A 21,422-nucleotide genomic window follows, 5' to 3' on the forward strand; every position below is an offset into this window, starting at 1 on the left:
AATTTGTTATGTATGAAAAAGGCCGCCCACAAGGCGGCCTTTTTCATGCAGGTCGGTTTACCCGGTTGGCTGAAAATCAGCGTATGCCCTGGTTCCTCAGCGCCGTCGGGGTGTAGTCGACGCTGCTGGCCCTGAAGCCGAACTCCACCTGGGACTTCTCCTGATTGGTCAGGCCGGATACGAGGTAACGGCCATTGATCAGGTCGTAGATCGCTTCCACGCCCAGCCAGGGAATCTGCTTGTCGTACAGCGGCGTCATGAAGCTTTCGCCCACGCGCCAGAGGGTGCCGCGGCCGTCGTAGTGGTCGGCGAGCACGGCCTGCCAGGTATCCTCGTCGAGGAACAGCACGCGGCGGGCATAGATGTGCCGCTCGCCAGCGCGCAGGGTGCCCTCGACTTCCCAGACGCGGTGTTTCTCGTAGCGCACCAGCTCCTGGTTGAGATGGCCGGGTTTGACCAGGTCGTCATAGCGGTGGGCGGTGGAGTCGAGGGTGAAGCTGTTGTACGGCACATAGATTTCCTTCTTGCCCAGCAGCTTCCAGTCGTAGCGGTCCGGCGCGCCGTTGAACATGTCCAGGTTGTCCGCCACGCGCAGGCCGTCGGAGGCCGGGTAGGGGCCGTCGTAGGCGATCTGCGGGGCACGGCGTACGCGACGTTGGCCGGCGTTGTAGACCCAGGCCATGCGCGGCTCGCGGACCTGGTCTAGGGTCTCGTGGACCAGCACGACGTCGCCTGCCAGGCGCGCCGGTGCGGTGACCAGTTGCTTGTAGTAGAAAAGGACGTTGTTGTCCTTGTCCGGGCTGTAGTCGGTGAGCTGGTCGCGGTAGCTGAACTGCTGTTGGAAGTAGGTCGGCGTGTAGGTGCCGTTGGCGGTGGGTGTCGCCTGCACGTGCAGGCGCTGGGCGCTGCCACCGCGATAGCGGGTGATGTGGTTCCACAGCGCCTCGACGCCGCTCTGCGGAATGGGGAAGGGAATCGCTGTCTGGAAGTCCTTCAGGCCGTTGCCGCCTTCGACCAGGCTGGCATGCCGCGCATTGGCGGCCACGGCCTGCAATACGGCGGCCGGGTAGGTCGCCGAGCGGTGCGCGGGGTACACGTTGAGGTGGTAGTCGGGGTAGCGCTGCAGCATCGCCTGCTGGCCGGGCGTGAGGTTCGCCGCGTACTGCGCCATGTTCTGCGCGGTGATGGTGAACAGCGGCTTGTCGGCAGCGAAAGGATCGCTCAGGCGGCCGTCGGCGCCGCGGCTGCCCGCATTGGCTGGCAGGCCGCCGTCCCAGGCAGGAATGCTGCCGTCGGCGTTGCCGGCGCGCTCCGCGCCCAGGGGCGTAAGGACGTTGCCCAGTTTCGCCGCTTCCGCTTCGGGAACGGCGGCCTGGAGGTTGAAAGGCAGGGCCAGGAACAGCAGTGAAGCGCACGCAAGTTTCTTGTTCATGGGGTTTCTCCGCTTAGAACGACACGCCAAGGCTCAGGGCAAGGAAGTCCCGGTCGGTATTCACGTTGTACTTACCGCCGAAGAAGTTGGTGTAGGAAAGGCTCAGGTTGTAGGTGTTGAGGTAGGTGGTATCGACGCCGACGCTGATCGCTCGCGCGCCCTGGTTGAAGCCCGGCTCCGGGGCGTAGCCGTGGACGTCGTGGGACCAGGCCAGGTTGGGCCGTACCGTGGCGCCGTCGATGAGGTCGGCGTACTCCCAGATCGCCCGCGTCTGGTAGCCCCAGGCGGTGCTGGTGACGAAGCCCGAGTCGTTGCAGTACTGCGGCGTGACGCTGTTGCCGGTGCACAGGCTGTTGTCGGGGTAAAGCGCGCCCTGGCCGAACACCGGGCTGCGGCCGTAGCGCAGCTCGTCGTCGCCGCCCAGGCCGCCGACATGGGTGACGCCGATCTCGCCGATCAGGGTCAGGCGGTCGGCGCCCATCACCTGGTCGAAGAAGTGCGTGGCGGTGATCTGTGCCTGGGTCACTTCCTTGCGCCGATAGCCCTTGAGCGTCGCGTCGTTGGCCGGTGCCGGAGCATCGCCGTAGACCGGTGTGAGCGCAGGGATGCCCAGGGTCGCGGTGACCAGATCGACCGGGTTGATCTGTACCGGCATGTTCGGCCGGTAGCTGATCTCGCCGGCCAGGGTAGTGCCGGTGGGCAGGCTGGTGCTGAAGCTCAGGCCGTAGAGCTGGATGTCCTCGGGGTAGTCGGCAAAGTACTGGGCGCTGCCCAGCCGGTAGGCCTGGGTCAGCTGTTGGCCGGCACTGCTGCCGATCACCGCGCCGCAGAGGGCGTCGGGTATGCCGAGGTTGCCGCACAGCTGCGGCGCGAAACCCAGGTCGGCGGCATGCGGGCCGCTGCGCACGCTGAGGTAGGGCTGGCGGCTGTGGTAGTTGATGAAGTAGCCGGCGAACTCGCTGTCCAGCTCCGGGGCGAACCAGCGCAATGCGGCACCCCACTGGCCGTCGTCGCGCGCTTCGCGGTCCTTGCCACGGGGGATGACGATGCCCTCGTCGGTCAGGTTGATCCCGGCCGGTGCCAGGGCCTGGACCGCCAGCGGGTTCTGGTCGATCACCGGGCCGGCCGCCAGGCCGTTGCAGCCGTCGGCCATCACGTCGGTGGTGGAGAAGAAGGTGCCGCAGTTATCGATCACCGTCTTCTGCCATTCCAGCTGGTAGAAGGCCTCGGCGGACAGGTGCTCGCTGAAGTTCTGCGACACGTAGAACATGTTGACCGGGATCAGCCCTTCCTTGATCTCCGAGCCGGGCCGGCGGAACGCCGCGACGTCGATCGGGTTGATGGCGTTGATGCCGCCCTGGATGAAGGTGCTCTCGCCCCAGCTCACCACCTGCTTGCCCAGGCGCACGGTGCCGGGCAGGTCGCCGATGCTGTAGTTGTGGTACAGGAAGGCATCGAGGAACTCCGCGCCGGAGGCCTTGGCGCCTTCCTCGCGGCCGTGGTCGTCGATGTCCTTGAAGTGCAGGTGCTCGTCCTTGAGCTTGAAGTCGTACCAGTACTTGCCACGGACGAAGGCACCGGAGTCGCCGTACTTGAGCTCCAGGTCGTGGATGCCCTTGAACACCTTGGAGAAGGTGTCGCCCTCGCGGAAGTTGCGCTTGCCGTCGTCGGAGCTGTGGCTGTGCAGCAGGCCGGCGTCGGCGTTGCGCATGGCCCAGCTGGCGCCGACCGACAGGCTGGAGTCGAACTGCCCCTCGATCTCGCCGAGGGAGAAGGTGAAGGCCTGCGCGCCGTCGCCGTAAAGGGCCAGTCCGATGGCGGCGGGAAGTGCGAGCAGGTGCAAGGCGGGTGATCTGCGGTTCATCTGAAACGACCTCTTGTTGTTGTTCTGTCGTCTGCCGGCCCTTTTTCGGGCGCAGCGGTTCCCCGCTGGCCCGCGAGGCGCGAGCCAGTTGATGAAGGTGGTGGGGTGGAGGTGCTAGAGGCTCAGGTCGAGGGCGTCCTCCCCGAGCGTGATCTCGCCCGAATACTCATCGGCCATGCCGCTGACGAACATCCGCCGGGCGAGGAGGTTGTCCGGAGCGGGAATCAGGTGGGTGAGCACCAGGTGGCGCACGCCGGCGCGCTGGGCCAGGCGTGCCAGCTCCAGGGTGTCGGCGTGGTAGTCGAGCACGCGCACGGCCTGCGCGCCGCGATCCTTCTGCCCGGTGCGTTCGAGCGCGGCGGCGCCCTCGCGGACCAGGTGGGCGTTGATCGCCTCATGCACCACCAGGTCGGCATCGCGCATGGCTTCGAGATAACGCTCGCTGACGCGGGTGTCGCCGCTGATGAACAGCTTCCTGCCCTGGTAGCGCAGCACGTAGCCGTAGGCCGGCTCCACCGGGTGGTGGTCGACGCGGTAGGCATCGATGGTCACGCCGCCCTGGTCATAGACGCGCACCGATTCCTGTCCCTGGGCGATTTCAACCCGGCGAGGTTTGGCGAACGCCAGCTGCTTGTCGGTCGGAGGCAGGGCATGGGCGCTGCGGTAGCCGGCGTCCTGGGCGTAGACCATGGCCAGTCCCTCGACGACCTGTTCGACACCGGGTGGGCCATAGACCAGGAAGGGCGTCTGCCGGCCGTAGATCCAGCTATGGTTGATCAGCGCGCCCAGGCCGTTGAAATGGTCGGAGTGCCAGTGGGTGATGAACACCTGGTTCAGCGCCTGCATCGGGACGTGGCTGGTCTCCAGGTTGCGCATGGCGTTTTCGCCGGCATCGAAGAGAAACAGCCGGCCGCCGGCCGCCACCAGAGTGCAGGCCTGGCCGCGGGTCGCGTTGACCTGCGGCGTACCGGTACCGCAGAGGATGACGCGAATGGCGTTGCCGCCCTGGATCAGGGACTGGTCGGTGTGGTCCTTGACCATCGCGTCCAGGGCCGCGTGCTGGATGCGTTCGCAGCCGGGGAGTGCGAGGACGAGCAGCAGGGCAAGGGCTCGGGGCAGTCGGGGTCGCATGGCACTTCCTTCATCTTGTTCTTGTTCTGGATGCGAGCGGTGCGGTCAGGCTCAGCCGTGCCAGTCCACCGCGAAGCTGTAGCGGCCCAGCGCGCGGGCCAGTTCATCGCGCCCGGAGCCGGCGCGAACCTGCGCCACCAGCCCGCGACGGGCGTCCTGCACCACCTCCACGGTGATGCCGGCGAGGCCCTGGTTGTCCGCTTCCTGGTGGATCACCCGGGCGATCTCGCGTTGCTGCAGCGCGGGCTTGAAGATCTTGCCCACCGGCGTCACCGGCAGGGCGTCGAGAATCTCGATGCGCTTGGGCACCGCGGCGCGTTCGCTGATCCGCTGGTTGGCGAAGTCCAGCAGCGCGGCAGTGTTGGCACGCTGACCGGCGGCGAGCTGCACATAGGCCACGGGAATCTCGCCGGCATGCGGATCGGGGCTGCCTACCGCTGCCACAAGCGCTACTGCCGGGTGGGCCTGCAGCGCCTCCTCGATCTGCTTCGGATCGATGTTGTGGCCACCGCGGATGATCAGCTCCTTCTTGCGCCCGGTGAGCCAGAAGTAGCCCTGGGCGTCCTGCCGCCCGAGGTCGCCGGTGTTCAGCCAGCGCTGCCCGCCGATGTCGATCCAGAGGCCCCTGTTGTGGCTGGCCTCGAGGTAGCCGAGGAAGACGTTCGGGCCGTGGATGGCGATCACCCCGACTTCGTCGGCTTCGGCGTCGCGCAGGTAGTCGCCGTGGTCGTCGAGAATCACCGCGCGCATACCCTGGTAGGCCAGGCGCAGGCCGATGGAGCCAATCGGGCGCTCGCCGTCGGGCGGGTTGCTCGACGAGACGCAGGCGCCTTCGGTCAGTCCGTAGCCTTCGAGGATGCGCACACCGACCACGCGTTCGAACTCGCGGAACAGCTCCACCGGCATCGGCGCGGCGCCACACAATGCGTACTGCAGGCTGGACAGGTCATGGTGGGCGACAGGTTGCTGCAGGAGCGCCGAATAGACGGTCGGCACGCCGGAGAAGAAGTTGATGCCGAAGTGCTGGACCATTGCCCAGAAGGCCGGGATGACCCCTTCGCCGCGATAGCCCTGGGGCGTGCCGATGATTACCCGGTCACCATGGGTCCAGGGCATCAGCCCGGTCACCAGCTGGCCGTTGACGTGGAACAGCGGCAGCCCGCAGAAGATCACCTGGCCGCTCTGGCGCGGCTGCAGGTTGGCGGCCATGGCCCAGGCGTTGAAGACTTCCGAGCCGTGGCTGCGCTTGGCGATCTTCGGCAGACCGGTGGTGCCGCCGGTGCAGAAGTAGGAAGAGGCCTCCTCCGCGCGGATCACGCGGCCGCTGCTGAGCTGCTTGCCATTCTCGCGGCGCATCAGGTGGCGCAGGTCGTGGATGCGCAGACGCGGGTGGCGCCCGCGTTCTCGTCGGGCCATCCAGCGCACCGCCAGGGATGCCACAGTACCGATGTAAGGCGCCATGCTCACCCAGAGCACGTCGCGCACGCTGGGCAGGCTGTCGAGCTGGCTGACCAGCTTGGGCCACAGGTCGCTGCCGGGTGTCGGCGCCAGGGTCACCACCAGCCGGGCATTGGCGGCGCGCAGCAGGTCGCCGATCTGCGCGGCTTCCAGCAGCGGGTTGATCGCCAGGACGATGCCCGCGGCTTCACCGCCCCAGATGACGAAATGGGTTTCCGGCAGGTTCGGCAGGAGGAAGGCGACCACGTCCTTCGGGCCGATACCGAGCCGGTGGAAGGCGTTGGCGGCACGGGTGATGTCGGCGAACAGCTCGGCGTAGGTCCAGTCGTGGGTACGGCGGAAGTTGCTGGCTTCGAGGAAGAAGCTCAGCGCCGTCGCCTGGCCGTGCTGCACGGCGCAGCGACGCAGGGCCTCGTAGGTGCTGGCGGGCAGTTCGCGGCGGGCCAGCGGGACGCTTTCCAGCGCCTGGATGTCGGCGAGGGTCTGCACGGCCATCAGGCTTGCTCCACCACGCGGTTGCGCTGCACGCCCAGGTCGATCACGCCGTCGGCGCTGCGGATGCTCGCCTCGACCAGGTCGCCGGCCTTGAGGTACTGGCTGCGCCCCGCCTGCGTCTTGAGGAAGGCTTTCCACTTGATGTGCTCGGGCAGCAGTGCGGCGATGCGCTGCTTGGCCGGTGAGGGGACCGACAGCGCACAGCCTGCCGGCGTGCCGGTGGCGATCAGGTCGCCGGCGACGAAATCCTGCACGCCGGACAGCTCGCTCAGGGTCTCCGCCGGGCCGTGCACCAGGTTGGCGGTGCTGTCGCTCTGGCGTACTTCACCGTTGACCGTCAGACGCAGCTGCAGCTCCTTCAGGTAGCGCATGTCGTTCTTCTGCAACAGACACAGGTAGGGGCCGACCGGGCCGAAGGTGCGGAAGCTCTTGCCCTTGTAGAACTGCATCTGCGGGATCTGGATGTCGCGCGCCGAATAGTCGTTGACGATCACCACGCCGGCGATGAACTCATGCAGGTTGGCGTCGGTCACCGCCACCTTGCCGGTGATGTCGCGGCGCAGCACCAGGCCCAGTTCGATCTCGTAGTCGAGGAAGCGTACCTGGCGCGGTTTGATCAGGTCGCTGTCGGCGGCGACGATGCAGCTCTGTGCCTTGGTGAAGATCATGTTGAAGTGCTTGGCGTCCGGGTCCATGCCCGACTCGATCATGTGCTGGCGGTAGTTAGCGCCCTGGCAGACAAACTGCTGGTCGCGGGTGATCGGCGAGAGCAGCTTCACCGAGTCCAACGCCAATTCATCCCCGTGCACGTTCGTGAGTTCCTCGACCTCAACCTGGCGGATCAGCTCCCCGGTGCTGGCGTAGCGGCCGGGCAGGGGGCTGATGCGCCCCTGGCGCAGCACGCCCCAGCGGGTTTCGTTCTGGTGTTCGAAGCGGACTACGTGCACGGGCATGGGAGCGACTCCTGGGACTGCGGTGGGCCGCGTCGGGGCGGCGATTGTTGTTGTGCTTTTTGTTGTACTGCGGACCTAGCCGAACATCCGCGCCAGCGTGATGAGCTTGCGCAGCGTCAGGTCCGGGCTGTGCCGCAGGTTGTGCAGCAGGATGCGCAGCTTCTGCAGGTTCATCGCCGGCTTGGTGAAGCTCTTGGGCATGCGCTGGCCCCACTGCGACATGGCCTCGGGGCTGACGCCGTGCAGCCCGGTGGGGCGCTCGGCGGTGAACAGGTCGCCGTCACAGTAGTGCTCGTGCTTGTCGCCCCATGGGTCCTGCCAGTAGTCGAAGATCTGGCTGCCGAGGATGTGCCGGCCCATGCCCCAGGCATGCTTCCAGCCGCGCTCGCGCAGTACCCGCTGGCCCATGCCGACGGCGTCGGCATCCACCACTTCGTAGGCGCTGTGGCTGTAGGCGGCCATGAAGCCCTGGGCCAGCGCCAGGGTGTGGTGGTCGGCGGGCGTATCACCCAGGTCCAGGCGCAGGAAGGCCACCGCCGGGGAGCCATCGGGCAGCACCTGCACGTCGCTGGGGATGAAGCCGAAATGCTCGGTGTACCAGGCGCAGGTGGCCTGGTAGTCGGCCACTTCGAGTACCACGTGGCCGAGCTTGATGATGTCCGGCGGCGCCACCGGCGGGCGCTGGGTGGCGTTGATTCGCGGCGCCTCGTCGACCTGGTTCAGTGGCAGCGGCGGGCGGTGCGCCAATTCGCTGGCTGGCTGTTGGCCGTGGATCGCCTCGACGATGAAGCCGGATGGGTCACGCAGGCTCACGCTTTCGCCGCCGCCGGGTGTGCCCAGCTTCTGGATCGCTGATGCACCCGGCAGGTGTGCCAGCCGTTGCAGGTCCTCACGTGATGCCACGGCCAGGCCGAAGCCGACAAAGCGTGCCTGCGCCGCCCGTTCCACCCGATAGCAGTAGGGCACCGGGCCGGTGCCGCGCAGGTACAGGCAGTCGGCATCGCGGCGCGCCAGGGTCAGGCCGAAGTCGCCGAGAAAGCGTTCGGCCTGCTCCAGGTCCGGGCGCTCGAAGATCAGGTGGGCGAGCGCCCGAGCCCTGACCGTCGGCTGCGGATGGCGCGCCGGCTGCGGCGTGGCCAGGGCGACGGGCTGACTTGTGGAAGGGGGCTGACGGCTCATGCTTGTTGTTCTCCGTGGCTTTCGTCAGGCAAGGCTTCGCCATCGCCCCTGAAAAGGGGCGTTGGCAGGTTCGGGTGGATCAGTCTGCGGGTGGCAGCATCGGCAGCTCACCGGTGGACAGGCTGCGTGCTTCCTCCGGCGCCACGCCGAGCGCGCGCAGGGTCAGTTCCGCTGCGTCGCTGCCGGCCTGACGCCAGGCCCGGTGGCCCTCCAGGACCAGGAACATGGAGCTGAGCACGGCGCCGGCGATCATCGAGATCGCCGACGGCAGCTGCTCCTGGCGGAAGCTGTAGCGGCCGTTGGCGAGCCCGCTGAGCAGATCGGCGGTGGGTGGGCCGAACCACATCCCGCGCAGTGATTCGTCGCTCATCGAGAAGCGGCTGATGAAGGCGCCCCAGTGCGGCTCCTCGTGGGCCCGGCGGATGAAGAAACGGATGCCGTTGGCCAGGCGCAGGGCCGGGTCCGAGGTCTCGCCGAAGCTCTTCACCACGCGCTGGTGCATTTCTGCCGCCAGGTGGCTGGCCACGTGCTGGAAGAGGTCGTCGATGGATTGCAGGTTGTTGTAGATGGTGCCCCGTGCCACACCGGCTTCCTGGGCGAGGTCGCTGATGTTCACCTGGCTGGCGCCTTTCTCGGCGAACAGGCGCAGGGCGGCCTGGTGGATGCGGCGTTGTACGGGGTTGAGGGTTTCCATGAAAAGACGGCTCCAACGTCAAGCGTGGAGTGATTGAACACGTGCGTTCAAAATAAGTCAACAGGGTCTATTGCTCGTCATTTCTGCTGCTTTTCCCTCGGTTTCTCCCGTCCCTCGCGCCTTTTGGGTACTTGGGTGGCTCTTTGGAAAGGCTCTGGACAGGGAGTTTCTGGGGTGAAACCCGATCAAGATTGATCTCCAGTTGACTGAATTGAACACTGGTGTTCAAAATAATTCGGCGATGTCTTCCCCTGGAGCAAGCAATGCAAGAGTCCACAACAACAACGACAACCTGTGACGTGATCATTGTCGGCCTTGGCCCTACCGGGGCGGTGCTGGCCAATCTGCTGGGCCGCTACGGCTGGTCGGTGGTCGGCCTGGAGCGCGACGAGGACCTGTACTACGCCCCGCGTGCCGTGCACTTCGACGATGAGATCATGCGTATCTTCCAGTTCGCCGGCCTGGCCGACGACATCGGCCGCACCAGCGAATCGTTCACCGACATGGAGATCATCCTGCGTCCCGGGCGCAAGCCGGTCACCCGCTCGCGCATCGGCAGCCAGGACCGCCGCTACGGCCATCCCGGCGCCTGGTGGTTCCACCAGCCGACCCTGGAGCGACATTTCCACGACGGCCTCAAGCGTTACCCCAACGTCACCCCGGTGTATGGCTGCCGTGTCACTGGCGTCGAGCAGGACGCCGAAGGTGTGCGTGCCACCGCCGTGCAGCGTGACGGCAGCACACGCGTGTTCCAGGGGCGCTACCTGATCGGCTGCGATGGCGGCAAGAGCTTCGTCCGCCGCGAGGCCGGGCTGCGCCTGGAGTCGGCCGATTTCGACGAGGCCTGGGTAGTGGTCGACACGAAAACCCGTTCCGGTGAGAAGGATGCGTTGCTGCCGGCGAACCACTCGCAGGTGTGCAACCCGGCACAGCCGGTGACCTACGTGCCGATGGCCGGCCCGTACTACGAATGGCAGTTCATGGTCACCGGCGGCAAGTCCGAACGCGAGGCCACCGACCCCTATCTGGTGCGCCAGCAACTGCGCGACTTCGTCGATCTCGACAAGATCGAGATCACCCGTATCGCCTACTACAAGTTCCACGGCCTGTGGGCCAACGATTGGCGCAATGGCCGGATCATTCTGGCTGGCGACTCGGCGCACCAGATGCCGCCATTCCTCGGTCAAGGCATGTGTTCGGGCGTGCGCGATGCCAGTAGCCTGTGCTGGCGCCTGGACATGGTGCTGCGCGGCGCGGCGCGGGAAAAACTGTTCGACGACTACGAGGCCGAGCGCTCGGCCCACGTGCGCGAAATCATCAATGGCGCGATGTTCCTGGGCAACGTCATCCAGACCCGCCACCGCGGCGTGGCCTTCCTGCGCGACTGGCTGCTGTTCCGCATCGCCGGCATGCTGCCATTCGCCAACAAGGCGTTCGCCGACAAGGCCAACCGCAAGAAGCCGCTGGCCGCCGGCTTCTGTGGCTGGGGGCACCGGTTGTCCGGTCACCTGGCCCTGCAGCCGAAAGTGTTGCGGGACGAGGAGGGCGAGCGAGTGCTGCTCGACGAGGCGCTGGGCCACGGCTTCGCCTTGCTCGCCCGACGCGGTTGCCTTGACACCCAGCGCGCCCAGCTGGAGCACCTGGCGCAGCAGGTGGGCCTGCGCGTGCTGGAGTTCGCCGAAGACCCGGACGGCCCGGTACTGGGCGACCCTACCGGTGCGTTGCAGGACTGGTTCGACGAAGCCGACATGGACTTCGTGCTGATCCGCCCCGACCGCTATGTCTTCGATGCCGGCCGCGCCGACCAGCTGGGTCGCGTCGCCGAGCGCTTTCTCGCCGGCCTCTCGCTGGTTCGCCACAGCAATCAACCCCAAGGAGTGGCGGCATGATCGACACCCCCGTTCTCATCAGCGGCGCCGGCCCGGTCGGCCTGACCCTGGCGCTGAACCTCAGTCGCCTGGGGATTCGCTCTGTGCTGCTCAACGATCGTCGGCAGACCACCACGCACCCAAAGCTGGACGTGGTGAACTGCCGCTCGATGGAAATCTTCCGCCAGCTGGGCCTCGCCGAGCGTATCCGCGCGGCGGGCAACCCGGTCGATGCCAACCAGTATTCGGCGATGGCGGCTTCGGCCAGCGGGCCGTTCTACAGCGTGATGTCCGATCGTCACCTGATCTACCAGCCGGTCAGCCAGGCCGAGCAGGCCATCCGCGCCTGCCGCGACGGCAGCCTGCCATTGGAGTCGATGCAGCGCATCGCGCAGATGCACCTGGAGCCGGTGCTGATGGCCGAGGTGGAAGCCGACCCGAACATCGAATTGCGCATGGGCTGGCGCCTGTATGGCTTCGAGCAGAGTTCCACCGGCGTGGTGGCGATGGCCCATGAAGTGGATAGCGGCGAAGCGCAGCAGTTCTTCGCCCAGTACCTGATAGGCTGCGACGGGCCCAACAGCCGCGTGCGCAACTTCCTCAATATCGATTACGACGGCACCCGCGACCTGGTTGGCGAGCTGTTCATCATCCACCTGCGCTCCGACGAGATCGCCAGGCTGTTCCCGGACAACCAGCCCTACTGGCACACCTGGCTGACCCGGCCGGGTTTCGCCGGCCTGCTGGTGTCGCCCGATGCCAGCCGCAACGACTACGTGCTGCACCGGCCCTTTGCGCCGCGTCCCGGCGAGTCGCTGGAAAGCGTGGTGGACGCCGCCCTCGGTACCCGGCTTAGCTACGAGATCGTCCAGTCTGGCCCCTGGCGCCCGCAGTTCCTGGTGGCCCGCTCGTTCGGCCGGCAGCGGGTGTTCATCGCCGGCGATGCCACCCACCAGTTCATGCCTACCGGCGGGCTGGGGATGAACACCGGGGTCGCCGAGGCGCACAACCTGGCCTGGAAGCTCGCCGCCTGCCTGGCCGGCTGGGGCGGACCGCGGCTGCTGGAAAGCTACGAAGCGGAGCGCCTGCCCGTGGCCCGGCGCAACCGCGACCACGTGAAGAAATGCGCGGCGGCGACCTTCGAGGCGCAGATGCGTCGCGACGATGGGCTGCTCGCCCAGGGAGCAGCCGGTGAGGCGGCGCGCGAGGCCGCCGGGCGCGAGTTCGAGCGCAAGGTTTCGCGGCTCTACGAGTCGCTGGGTGTGGAAATCGGCTACCGCTACCACGGCTCGCCGGCGATCGAGGCGGACACCGCCAGCGAGCCGGCGTATGAGGAAATTCGCTACACGCCCACCACCTGGTCCGGCGCGCGCCTGCCCAGCGCTTTCCGCGAGGATGGCACGGCGCTCTTCGATCAGCTTGTACTGGGTGGCTACACCCTGCTGGCATTCGACACCGATGCCGAGGCCTGCGCACCACTGCAGGAGGCGGCGCAGGAGTGCGGCGTACCGCTGAACGTGCTGCCGATCCACGAGAAGTACCTGGCGACCCTCTACGAGCGGCGCTTCGTGCTGGTTCGGCCTGACCAACATGTGTGCTGGCGCGGCGACAGCCTGCCGGTCGATTGCTATTCGCTGTTCAACCGTCTGCGCGGAGCCCGCTGACCATGAGCCTGTTCATCGATTCGCTGAAACTGCGCCTGCTCCTGCTGGCCTCCATCCCGCTGCTGCGCCGGGCGGAACGACGCTCGGCGCGCCTGCGCGAACTGCTCCACGAGGACTCGTTCGTGCTGCAGATTCGCACCACCGATGGGGTCGGCGGTTATTACCAGCTGCGTGGCGGAGTGCTCAGCCTGCATCGTGGCGAACACCGCCGGCCGGACTTCATCCAGCACTGGCAACGCAGTGCGGATGCGCTGCGGGTGATGCTCAGTCGCGACGAAACCGACATGCTGCGCGCCGTCGAAAGCGGGCAGTGCCAGCTGCAGGGGCGCTTCGCGGTGGCCCTGTGGTTCAACGAAGCCATGAAGATCGCCCGGGCGGCCTAGCCCCTCACGGATCACACAAGGACAACAAGCATGACGATCCAACAAGGTCGAATCGACGTGCACCACCACATCATCCCGCCGGCCTTCGTCGAGGTTATGGCGAACAAGGGCCTGGATAGGGTCGCCGGTGCGCCGCTGCCGAAATGGTCGCCTCAGAAGTCCATCGAGGTGATGGACCTCAACGGCATCCAGACGGCCATTACCTCGCTGTCGGCGCCGGGCGTGCACTTCGGCGGGGGAGTGGAGCAGGCCCGCGAGCTGGCGATGCGCTGCAACGACTTCGCCGCGCAGATGCGTAGTGATCATCCGGGGCGCTTCGGCAACTTCGCCGTGCTGCCCACCCCCTTCACCGAAGCTGCCTGCCGCGAGGCCATCCGTGCCCTGGATGAACTCAAGGCCGAAGGCGTGGTACTGCTGGGCAGTACCGATGGCGTGTTCCTGGGTGATGAGTGTTTCGACGAACTGATGGCCGAACTGGACCGCCGCGCGGCCATCGTCTTCGTCCACCCGAACATGCACGAAAGCAGCGAGAAACTCGGCATCGCCGCGCCGGGATTCCTGGTCGAGTTTCTCTGCGACACCACCCGCGCGGCGGTGAACCTGATCCTCACCGGCACGCTGGAGAAGTACCCGCGCATCCGCTGGATCCTCGCCCACGGTGGCGGTTTCCTGCCCTACGTGGCCTGGCGCGTGTCCTTGGCCAACGCCCTGCCGCAGTTCCAGGACAAGGCCCCGCAAGGGGTGATGACCTACCTCAGGCGCTTCTACTTCGACACGGCGCTGTCGCCGTCGCGTTACTCCATGGCGGCGCTCAAGGAACTGGTGGAGCCCTCGCAGATTCTCTTCGGCAGCGACTTCCCCTTCGCCCCGGCGCCGGTCACGACCTTGTCCTGCCAGACGCTGGAGCAGAACACCCTGTGGTCGGACACGCAGCGCTACGGGATCAACCGTGGCCACGCGCTGAGCCTGTTCCCGCAGTACCGGGACGCCCGCGAGCAGGTGGTGCCCGCGCCGATCCACAGCGGCGAGTCGTTCGCCAGCCGGATCAAACGCAGCCTCACCCGCCCTCTCGGCGCCTATGTCGAGCGCGTGCGCAGCCGTTGAGCCAGGGCCCACTACCGGAGAAGCGAATTCATGAGCACTCTGTTCGAACCATTGCGCCTGCCCAACGGGCAGGTGATCCGCAACCGCATCGCCAAGGCGGCGATGGAAGAGAACCTTGCCGATGCCGACCACGCCCCTGGCGATACCTTGCTGCGCCTCTACCAGCGTTGGGCTGAAGGCGGCGCCGGGCTGATCATCACCGGTAACGTGATGGTCGATCGCCGCGCTCTGACCGGCCCGGCCGGGGTGGTGCTGGAGGACGACGGCCGGCTGCCGCGTTTCCGTCGTTGGGCCGAGGTCTGTCGCAGCCAGGGCGCGCAGGCCTGGATGCAGATCAATCACCCCGGTCGCCAACTGATGGCCGATCTCGGCCAACCTGCCCTGGGGCCTTCGGCCATCGCCGTGGATATTCCCGGTCTGAAGAACGTCTTCGCCCAGCCGCGAGCGTTGTCCGGCGCGGAAATCGACGGGCTGATCCAGCGCTACCTGAACGCCGCCGTGCTGGCTGAGCGTGCCGGTTTCACCGGCGTACAGGTGCACGCTGCGCACGGCTATCTGTTCAGTCAGTTCCTCTCGCCGCTGAGCAACCGGCGCGACGATGACTGGGGCGGCAGCCTGGAGAATCGCGCACGCATCCTGTTGCGTACGGTGGAGGTGATCCGCGAGCGCGTGGCGCCGGACTTCTGCGTGGCGGTGAAGCTCAATTCCGCCGACTTCCAGCGTGGCGGTTTCGCGGCGGAGGATGCCGAAGCCGTGGTGCGCCTGCTCAACGAGCGGGGCGTGGACCTGGTCGAGCTGTCCGGTGGCAGCTATGAAAGCCCGGCGATGCAGGGCCAGACCCGCGACGGCAGCACGCTGGCGCGGGAGGCCTACTTCCTCGAATTTGCCGAACGCATCGCCGCGACCGCGCGCATGCCGCTGATGGTCACTGGCGGCATTCGCCGGCGTGAGGTCGCCGAGCGCGCGTTGCAGGGGCCGGTGGCGATGATCGGCATGGCCACGGCGCTGGCGGTCGATCCGACGCTGCCACGGCGCTGGCAGGCGGGCGAGGGTGCGCAGGTCGAGCCGATAGTCGTGGCCTGGAAGAACAAAGCCTTCGCCGCGGTGGCGACCCAGTCGGTGGTGAAGAAGCAACTGACGCTGCTCAGCGAGGGACGCCCGACCAATCCTCGCACGTCGCCGCTGCTGGCGCTGATCGGCAATCAGCTGAAGCTGCGCAGGCTGTCGCGTCGCTACCGGCGCTGGGTCGCGCAGGCCTGATGGGCGTTCAGTCGCCCTGCGGCAAGGGCAGGGCGGCTATCTTCGCGGCCTTGGCGGGCGTGGCGCCGAGGGCGCGAAGGATCATCTCGCCGAGCAGGATGTCCTGGCCCTCCGGCGCCCGGCCCTCGAGGCTGGCGCGGATGGCACCGGTGGCGCAGGCGATCACCAGGTCCAGGGCAATGTCTTCATTGGCATAGCTGAACACGCCCTCGGCCAGCCCGCCGCGCAGGTCCTCGCGAACGTGGTTGGCCAGCGTCGAGTGCATGGCCTGGTCGTAGTGGATCACCCGCAACAGCGCACTGGCCCACTGCGGGTCGGACTGCGCTTGCAGGACGAACATGCGTACCCCGATGGCCAGTCGCCGGGAACCGCTGGAAATACCGGAGCTGAGCTGGCTGATGGTCTCGGAGAAGTCGCTGGCCAGTGAGATGCCCACGGCCTCGGCCAGCTCCTCCCGCGTCTTGAAGTAGTTGTAGATAGTGCCGGTGGAGACCTGCGCCTCGGCGGCCAGGTCCTGGAACACCGTGGCCGCGATGTCCTGCCGGGCAAACACCCGCAGCGCCGCATCGAGCAGCCCCTGGCGGGTGCGTGCGCGCTTCTTGTGGCCGCGGGTGAGCGGTTCGCTGTCGTCTTCGCGGGGCTGGCGGTCGGTCATGGCGGTCATTCGTCTGCGGAGCTGCGGCGATGATACGGGAAGCCCATGGCCGACCGGTACCCGCTCATGCCCGCAGCAGCGCCTGACAATGGCGCAGCAGGTCGGCGGCCTGTTCGGGCCTGCCCTGGTGCATGATGATGCGGTCAGGGCGCACCACGGCCAGCGTCGGGGCAGGCCAGGGCGCCAGCAACGAGCCGTCGAGGGTTTCGGCGAGATCGGCGCGGCTGTCGTCGCGGGCATGGCCGATCTGCAGGAAGCTGCCGCCCAGTTCCAGCCATTGCTGCTGTTGCGCAGCGTCGAGCCAGCGGCGCGGGTCGGTGCCCAGGCCGACCAGTTGCAGGCGGTCGCCGAGCAACTGGTCGCTCAGGCAGATGCGCCCGGCATTGCGTACCCAGGCCTGGGGGAACAGCCCGCCGCTGGCCAGCCGCGCACGCCGCGCGCTGCGCACGAACAGGCCGCAGCGGAAGCGGTGCTTGGGCTTGATGTCCAGCTCCTCGAAGTGCCGTCGTGCTGCCGGGATCAGTCGCAGCGTTTTCATCAGGCCGTGGATCAGTGTTGCCGCCAGCGCATTGCCGGGCATGACCAGGCGACCCATGAGCTTGGCCAGGTCGATCATCTCCCGTGCGTGGGGCCGGCGCTCCTGATCGTAGCTGTCGAGTATCTGCGGTTTGGCGCGGCCCTGCAGGACCCAGGAGAGCTTCCAGGCCAGGTTCGCGACGTCGCGCAAACCGGCCACCAACCCCTGGCCGACGAAGGGCGGGGTAATGTGCGCGGCGTCGCCGACGAGGAATACCCGTCCCTGCTGGAAGCGCTCGCAGCAGCGGGCGTGGAAGCGATAGACCGCCCGGCGCTCGATCGTCAGCTGCTGCGGCTCGATCCAGGGTGCGAGCAGGGCGCGGATGCGGTCCTGGTCTTCCATCTCGTCGCGGGTTTCGCCGGGGCGGAGCATGAACTCCCAGCGCTCGCGGCCACCGGGGGCGGGCATGTGCGGCGTCGGTCGGCGGTGGTCGCAGAGGAATTCGACGTGGTCGATGGCCTTCCCCTGGCGGGATCCGGCATCGACGATCAGCCAGTCCTCCGAGTAGCTCTGGCCGTTGAACTCCTGGCCGATCAACCCGCGCACCCGCGAACTCGCGCCGTCCGCGCCGACCAGATAGCGACAGCGTATCGGGTGCTGTACGCCGGCTTCATCGACCAGGGTGGCGGTGACGCCGCCGCCGTCCTGGGTGAAGTCCTTCAGCTCCAGGCCTCCCAGGCAGCGCAGGTTTGCATAGTGCCGGGCCTGCCGGCGCATCGCCTGTTCGAGATCCGGTTGATAGAAGGTCACCAGTTTGTGGTGGCCATCGATGCGGCCACTGGTGTTGGCCTGACCGAACTGGCCGACGATGGGGCAGTGCATCTTCACCTGGGGGATGACCACGGTTTCGAACGCGTCTTCCTCCAGACCGGCGAGCTGGAGGATGCGCAGCGCTTCATTGTCCAGGGCAATGGCGCGCGGCATGGGCAGGATGTCGTGGGCCTTGTCGATCACCAGGGCGTCCACGCCATAGCGTCCCAGCAGGGAAGCCAGCGTCGCGCCGACCGGGCCATTGCCGATCACCAGGACATCGACCGATTCGGGGAGGAGCTCATTGTTGTTATGCATGGGGGAGATCCGCAGCCAGAAAGTGGGCCCGGATGCTGCTGATCCGGGTAGGCGGAATCTAACAAAAATGACGTTATCGTCAATATTGGTTTTTTAGTCAGAGACAATCTGGCCTGATCGGGCCCCGGTTGGGCAATATGGGCGGTGGGTAAGGCTGGAGAATGCACTGCTCTCGACGGCGTAATTCGTGTCTTGAGGGTAGGATCTGGCGTCTATCGGCTGCGTACTGACTTCATTCCGTCTCGAATCGCAAGGAAATCCATGACCGACGTCGTCGACCTGTTCGACATCCAGTATTTCTGGAATCTGCTCGCCATCCTCTGGTTCGTCTTCTGCTGGATCGGCTACACCCGCTACGCCAAGACCAAGGCCCGCGACACGGCGTGCCTGGCCAGCGTGCTGCACCTCTATCGCCAGGACTGGATGCGTCGCGTGCTGCTGCGTGACAACCGCGTAGCGGACGCCAGCGTGATCGGCAACCTGGAGCGCAACGCCTCGTTCTTCGCTTCCAGCACCCTGATCATCCTGGCGGGCATCCTTACCCTGCTGGGCTCCGCGGAGCGCACGATCTCCGTGCTGGCCGACCTGCCCTTCGTCACGCCACCGACCCGCGGCCTCTCGGAGCTGAAGCTGCTCTGCCTGGCGGTGGTGTTCGTCTATGCCTTCTTCACCTTCAGCTGGTGCATGCGCCAATACAACTTCGCAGCGGTACTGATCGGCTCCGCACCCATGGTAGGGGAGCGCAACGTCGGTGAGCTGGAGCGCAAGTCCTTCGCCGAACGGGCAGCACGCGTGGTGTCGCTGGCGGCACACCAGTTCAACCAGGGCCTGCGGACGTACTATTTCGCCCTGGCCATGCTGGCCTGGTTCATCAACCCGTGGATCTTCATGCTGGTGACGGCGGGGGTGGTAGGCGTGCTGTACCAGCGTGAATTCCACTCCAGCGTGCTCCACGTGATGGTTTACACGCCGACGCTGCAGGGCGACGCGCCACGGGACAACGACATTCCCCCCAGCGGCTGACCGGCAAACGACAGAAACGACAAGGCCCGCAATCAGCGGGCCTTGTTCTGTGCGGCAAAAGCGCTGTTACTGCTGCTTCTGCTCGTCGCCGGCGGGCTCCTGCGGCGCGGTGGCCGGGGCAGCCGGAGTAGCCGGGGAGGCTTCAGGTGCCGGCGGGGTGGTCGGCGCCGGAGTTGCCGGCTGCTCGGTCGCGGCGGGTGCGGCCGGCGCTTTCGGCTCTTCTTTCTTGTCGCAGGCGGCAAGGCCGAGACCGGCAACGATCAGCAGAGCGAAGGGAAGGGTTTTTTTCATGCGGAGCCTCCATGTGCGGCTTTCCTGGTGTTAGCCCTTTGAGCCAGGGTTGTGTGAATTAGTTCAACGAATATTCCGCAGGCCCTGTAATCCATCACTGCAGGAGTGACGACGCACGGGGTATGATGCGGCCCCGTGCAGTCAATCGGTCGACCCCTCCCATGTCCGAAAACCCACTCCTGGAGCGCGCCCAACGCTTCCTGTCGGCGCTGCGCCACTGCCAGTTGCTGGGCATCAGCGCACACGCGGCGGACGCCTCCGGCCTGACCCTGCGGCTTCCCTACAGCGAAGCCATCGTCGGCAACCCGGAGACCGGCGTGATCCACGGCGGCGCCATCACCACGCTGATGGATACCACTTGCGGCATCTCCACGGTCTGCGTGCTGCCGCAATTCGAGATCTGCCCGACCCTGGACCTGCGCATCGACTACATGCACCCGGCGCAGCCGCACAAGGACGTCTACGGGTTCGCCGAGTGCTACCGGGTCACCCCGAACATCATCTTTACCCGCGGCTACGCCTACCAGGACGACCCCGCGGAGCCCATCGCCCACGTGGTTGGCACCTTCATGCGCATGGGCAAGGCGGTTTCCGCCGGCACTGTGAAGCGTGACGTCGATGGAGGCCAGGGATGAGCGCGGTGAGCATCGAGGCGATGGTGCGTGCAGCGCACGAGAGCAAGAACTACGATCCGCTGCTGGAGATGATTCCCTACGCCCGGCTACTGGGCATCCGCTGCCTGCGCCTGGGCGACGACGCCATCTTCCACCTGCCGGCCAACCCGGACAACATCGGCAACCCAACACTGCCGGCCCTGCATGGTGGCGTGATCGCCGGCTTCATGGAGCAATCGGCGCTGCTGCACCTGCTGATGTTCATGGGCATCCCGCACATGCCCAAGATCATCGATTTCTCCATCGATTACCTGCGCGCCGGGCATTTCCGCGATACCTACGCGCAGTGCCAGGTCTGGCGCCAGGGCCGGCGCGTGGCCAACGTCGCCATCACCGCCTGGCAGACCACCCGTACAGAGCCCATTGCCACCGCCCGCGCGCACTTCAAGGTCGACGGCGCCTGAATGGATACGCTGCTGATCCTGCTCGGCCTGCTGCTGATCCTCGCCGGGTACGTCTGGCTGATCGCCCGCGCCTTCGAGCGCAGCCTGTTCTGGGGAATTGCCAGCCTGCTGCCGCCGCTGGCGCTGCTGTTCGTCCTGATTCACTGGCGCCAGGCCCGCAGTGCCGTCGCTCTCGGTGGACTGGGCTGCATTCCGCTGGTGGTCGGCCTGACAATGCTGGCCAGCCAGGACAGTGCTCGCCTGGAAGCGATCTTCCGCCTGGAATGGCTCAAGCCGGAGCCGGTGGTGAAGCCGGAGCTGGCCATCGACTTGCGCGGTGAGCTCAACGGCAAGCCCTTCGTGCCCGAGCAGGCCGAGTTCATCGATGGTGTGCTCAGCCTGCGCGAAGGGCAGGACTTCTACGCCCACCGCGAAGTCCAGGTACGCCTGGCCGCGCCGGTCAGCGGCCCGGTCCGGCTGGACGTGCTGCCCGACGACAAGGGCCGCCTGCCGGAAATCGAAGTCAGCTGGCTCGCGCCGGGCCAGGATCTGCCCGAGGCCGTGCGCCTGCAGCGCGGCTACAGCCTGCACCTGGACCTGACGCCCAAGGCGCCCAACCGCATGGAGGGCGCCTTCCACCTGGTCCTGCCGGCCCAGATGCAGACTACGTTGTCGGGCAGCATCGAAGTCTTCACCGACCGCCTGCGCTACCGTGACGGCGAGGTGGATCCCCGCTTCGACTCCCGTGATACCCTGCGCTACGTATTGCAGGACTACCTGCAGCGCCGCTTCGCCCGGCGCGACGTCGCCATCACCCGCCTGCCCACCCTGGATACCCAGCGAGCCTCCCAGGAGGTCCCGTTGACCGTCGAGATGGACGGCCAGGCTCAGGACCTGCAGGTGAAGCTGGAGAAGAGCCCGACGCGCGGCTGGGGTGTGTACGGCGACCACTATCCGCGATTGAAGGCGGCAAGCGCCTCCGCGGTGCCGTCTCAGACTCCTTCTCCTGCCACGGTCAGCACCTCGGCGCCGCTGGCGAAAGAAAGCGGCCACCTGTCCCTTGAGCGCCTGTTGGCCGCCCCCCAGCGCTACGTCAACCGCAGCATGCGCGTGACCACCGAGCGCGGGCGTACCGCCGAGGGCGTCTTCGTCGGGCTGAATGCCGACGGCCGTGTTGTCATTCGTCGGGTTATCGAGGGGCCGGGCGAGGCCAGCTACACGCTGCGCCCCAGCGAAATCACCGAGATCGAGTTGCCGACACACTGA

19 protein-coding genes are annotated in these 21,422 nt (G+C 66.7%); 9 read left to right on the top strand and 10 right to left on the bottom strand.

The features are described from left to right. Window positions 1-76 precede the first annotated feature (76 nt). The 7 genes from FAS41_RS12885 to FAS41_RS12915 all read right to left on the bottom strand — a co-directional run bounded on the left by FAS41_RS12885 (window position 77) and on the right by FAS41_RS12915 (window position 9,206). The gene (locus FAS41_RS12885; RefSeq protein WP_138522765.1) at window positions 77-1,432 is read right to left on the bottom strand and encodes a DUF1329 domain-containing protein; all 1,356 of its coding nucleotides are present in this window, start codon (window positions 1,430-1,432) and stop codon (window positions 77-79) included. Window positions 1,433-1,445: 13 nt separating this feature from the next. Beyond that, window positions 1,446-3,296 carry a DUF1302 domain-containing protein gene (locus FAS41_RS12890; RefSeq protein ID WP_138522767.1) on the bottom strand — a complete coding sequence of 617 codons (1,851 nt, stop codon included), beginning with the start codon at window positions 3,294-3,296 and terminating at the stop codon, window positions 1,446-1,448. Between the two features lie 114 nt (window positions 3,297-3,410). Then, window positions 3,411-4,427: an MBL fold metallo-hydrolase gene (locus FAS41_RS12895; protein WP_138522769.1), complete on the bottom strand. Its 1,017-nt coding sequence runs from the start codon at window positions 4,425-4,427 to the stop codon at window positions 3,411-3,413. 51 nt (window positions 4,428-4,478) lie between these two features. Beyond that, entirely contained in the window at window positions 4,479-6,380 is a 1,902-nt protein-coding gene (locus tag FAS41_RS12900; protein WP_138522771.1) for an acyl-CoA synthetase, read from the bottom strand. Further along, on the bottom strand, window positions 6,380-7,333 hold the full coding sequence (locus FAS41_RS12905; protein ID WP_138522773.1) for a fumarylacetoacetate hydrolase family protein: 954 nt from the start codon (window positions 7,331-7,333) through the stop codon (window positions 6,380-6,382). Before FAS41_RS12905 ends, FAS41_RS12900 begins: the two co-directional genes overlap by 1 nt. A 75-nt stretch (window positions 7,334-7,408) precedes the next feature. Then, entirely contained in the window at window positions 7,409-8,512 is a 1,104-nt protein-coding gene (locus tag FAS41_RS12910; protein ID WP_138522775.1) for a VOC family protein, read from the bottom strand. Between the two features lie 79 nt (window positions 8,513-8,591). Then, complete coding sequence (locus FAS41_RS12915) at window positions 8,592-9,206, bottom strand: TetR/AcrR family transcriptional regulator (RefSeq protein WP_138522777.1); 615 nt, start codon at window positions 9,204-9,206, stop codon at window positions 8,592-8,594. A gap of 263 nt (window positions 9,207-9,469) precedes the next feature. Between FAS41_RS12915 and FAS41_RS12920 the strand changes: the two genes are divergently transcribed. From FAS41_RS12920 to FAS41_RS12940, 5 genes are read left to right on the top strand one after another with little or no spacing between them, the layout of a single operon-like run. Beyond that, a complete protein-coding gene (locus tag FAS41_RS12920; RefSeq protein ID WP_138522779.1) occupies window positions 9,470-11,095 on the top strand; it encodes a bifunctional 3-(3-hydroxy-phenyl)propionate/3-hydroxycinnamic acid hydroxylase in 1,626 nt (541 codons plus the stop codon). Then, complete coding sequence (locus FAS41_RS12925) at window positions 11,092-12,738, top strand: FAD-dependent monooxygenase (protein ID WP_138522781.1); 1,647 nt, start codon at window positions 11,092-11,094, stop codon at window positions 12,736-12,738. The genes FAS41_RS12920 and FAS41_RS12925 overlap by 4 nt, the downstream gene beginning before the upstream one ends. 2 nt (window positions 12,739-12,740) lie before the next feature. Continuing rightward, window positions 12,741-13,121, top strand: coding sequence for a hypothetical protein (locus FAS41_RS12930; RefSeq protein WP_138522783.1), 381 nt, complete (start codon window positions 12,741-12,743; stop codon window positions 13,119-13,121). Window positions 13,122-13,151: 30 nt separating this feature from the next. Then, window positions 13,152-14,225 (top strand): amidohydrolase family protein, encoded by a 1,074-nt coding sequence (locus FAS41_RS12935; protein WP_138522785.1) that lies wholly within the window; start codon window positions 13,152-13,154, stop codon window positions 14,223-14,225. 30 nt (window positions 14,226-14,255) lie between these two features. After that, window positions 14,256-15,485 carry an NADH:flavin oxidoreductase/NADH oxidase family protein gene (locus tag FAS41_RS12940; RefSeq protein WP_138522787.1) on the top strand — a complete coding sequence of 410 codons (1,230 nt, stop codon included), beginning with the start codon at window positions 14,256-14,258 and terminating at the stop codon, window positions 15,483-15,485. 7 nt (window positions 15,486-15,492) lie between these two features. Here the strand turns inward: FAS41_RS12940 and FAS41_RS12945 are convergent, their stop codons facing one another. Together FAS41_RS12945 and FAS41_RS12950 are read right to left on the bottom strand one after the other, a co-directional pair. Next, entirely contained in the window at window positions 15,493-16,140 is a 648-nt protein-coding gene (locus tag FAS41_RS12945; protein ID WP_138522789.1) for a TetR/AcrR family transcriptional regulator, read from the bottom strand. 64 nt (window positions 16,141-16,204) lie between these two features. Continuing rightward, entirely contained in the window at window positions 16,205-17,785 is a 1,581-nt protein-coding gene (locus tag FAS41_RS12950) for a bifunctional 3-(3-hydroxy-phenyl)propionate/3-hydroxycinnamic acid hydroxylase (RefSeq protein ID WP_138522791.1), read from the bottom strand. Window positions 17,786-18,046: 261 nt separating this feature from the next. Between FAS41_RS12950 and FAS41_RS12955 the strand changes: the two genes are divergently transcribed. Beyond that, complete coding sequence (locus FAS41_RS12955) at window positions 18,047-18,808, top strand: DUF599 domain-containing protein (RefSeq protein ID WP_138522793.1); 762 nt, start codon at window positions 18,047-18,049, stop codon at window positions 18,806-18,808. A gap of 66 nt (window positions 18,809-18,874) precedes the next feature. Here FAS41_RS12955 and FAS41_RS12960 read toward each other — a convergent pair whose 3' ends face one another. Beyond that, window positions 18,875-19,099 (bottom strand): hypothetical protein, encoded by a 225-nt coding sequence (locus FAS41_RS12960; RefSeq protein ID WP_138522795.1) that lies wholly within the window; start codon window positions 19,097-19,099, stop codon window positions 18,875-18,877. 161 nt (window positions 19,100-19,260) lie between these two features. Here FAS41_RS12960 and FAS41_RS12965 point away from each other — a divergent pair, with 161 nt between their 5' ends. The 3 genes from FAS41_RS12965 to FAS41_RS12975 are packed head-to-tail and all read left to right on the top strand — an operon-like array spanning window position 19,261 to window position 21,422. Further along, the gene (locus tag FAS41_RS12965) at window positions 19,261-19,734 is read left to right on the top strand and encodes a PaaI family thioesterase (RefSeq protein WP_138522797.1); all 474 of its coding nucleotides are present in this window, start codon (window positions 19,261-19,263) and stop codon (window positions 19,732-19,734) included. Then, complete coding sequence (locus FAS41_RS12970) at window positions 19,731-20,177, top strand: PaaI family thioesterase (RefSeq protein ID WP_138522799.1); 447 nt, start codon at window positions 19,731-19,733, stop codon at window positions 20,175-20,177. Before FAS41_RS12965 ends, FAS41_RS12970 begins: the two co-directional genes overlap by 4 nt. Next, complete coding sequence (locus tag FAS41_RS12975) at window positions 20,178-21,422, top strand: MFS transporter (RefSeq protein WP_138522801.1); 1,245 nt, start codon at window positions 20,178-20,180, stop codon at window positions 21,420-21,422.

It is taken from the genome of Pseudomonas nicosulfuronedens (assembly GCF_005877905.1).
GTDB classification, from domain to species: domain Bacteria; phylum Pseudomonadota; class Gammaproteobacteria; order Pseudomonadales; family Pseudomonadaceae; genus Pseudomonas; species Pseudomonas nicosulfuronedens.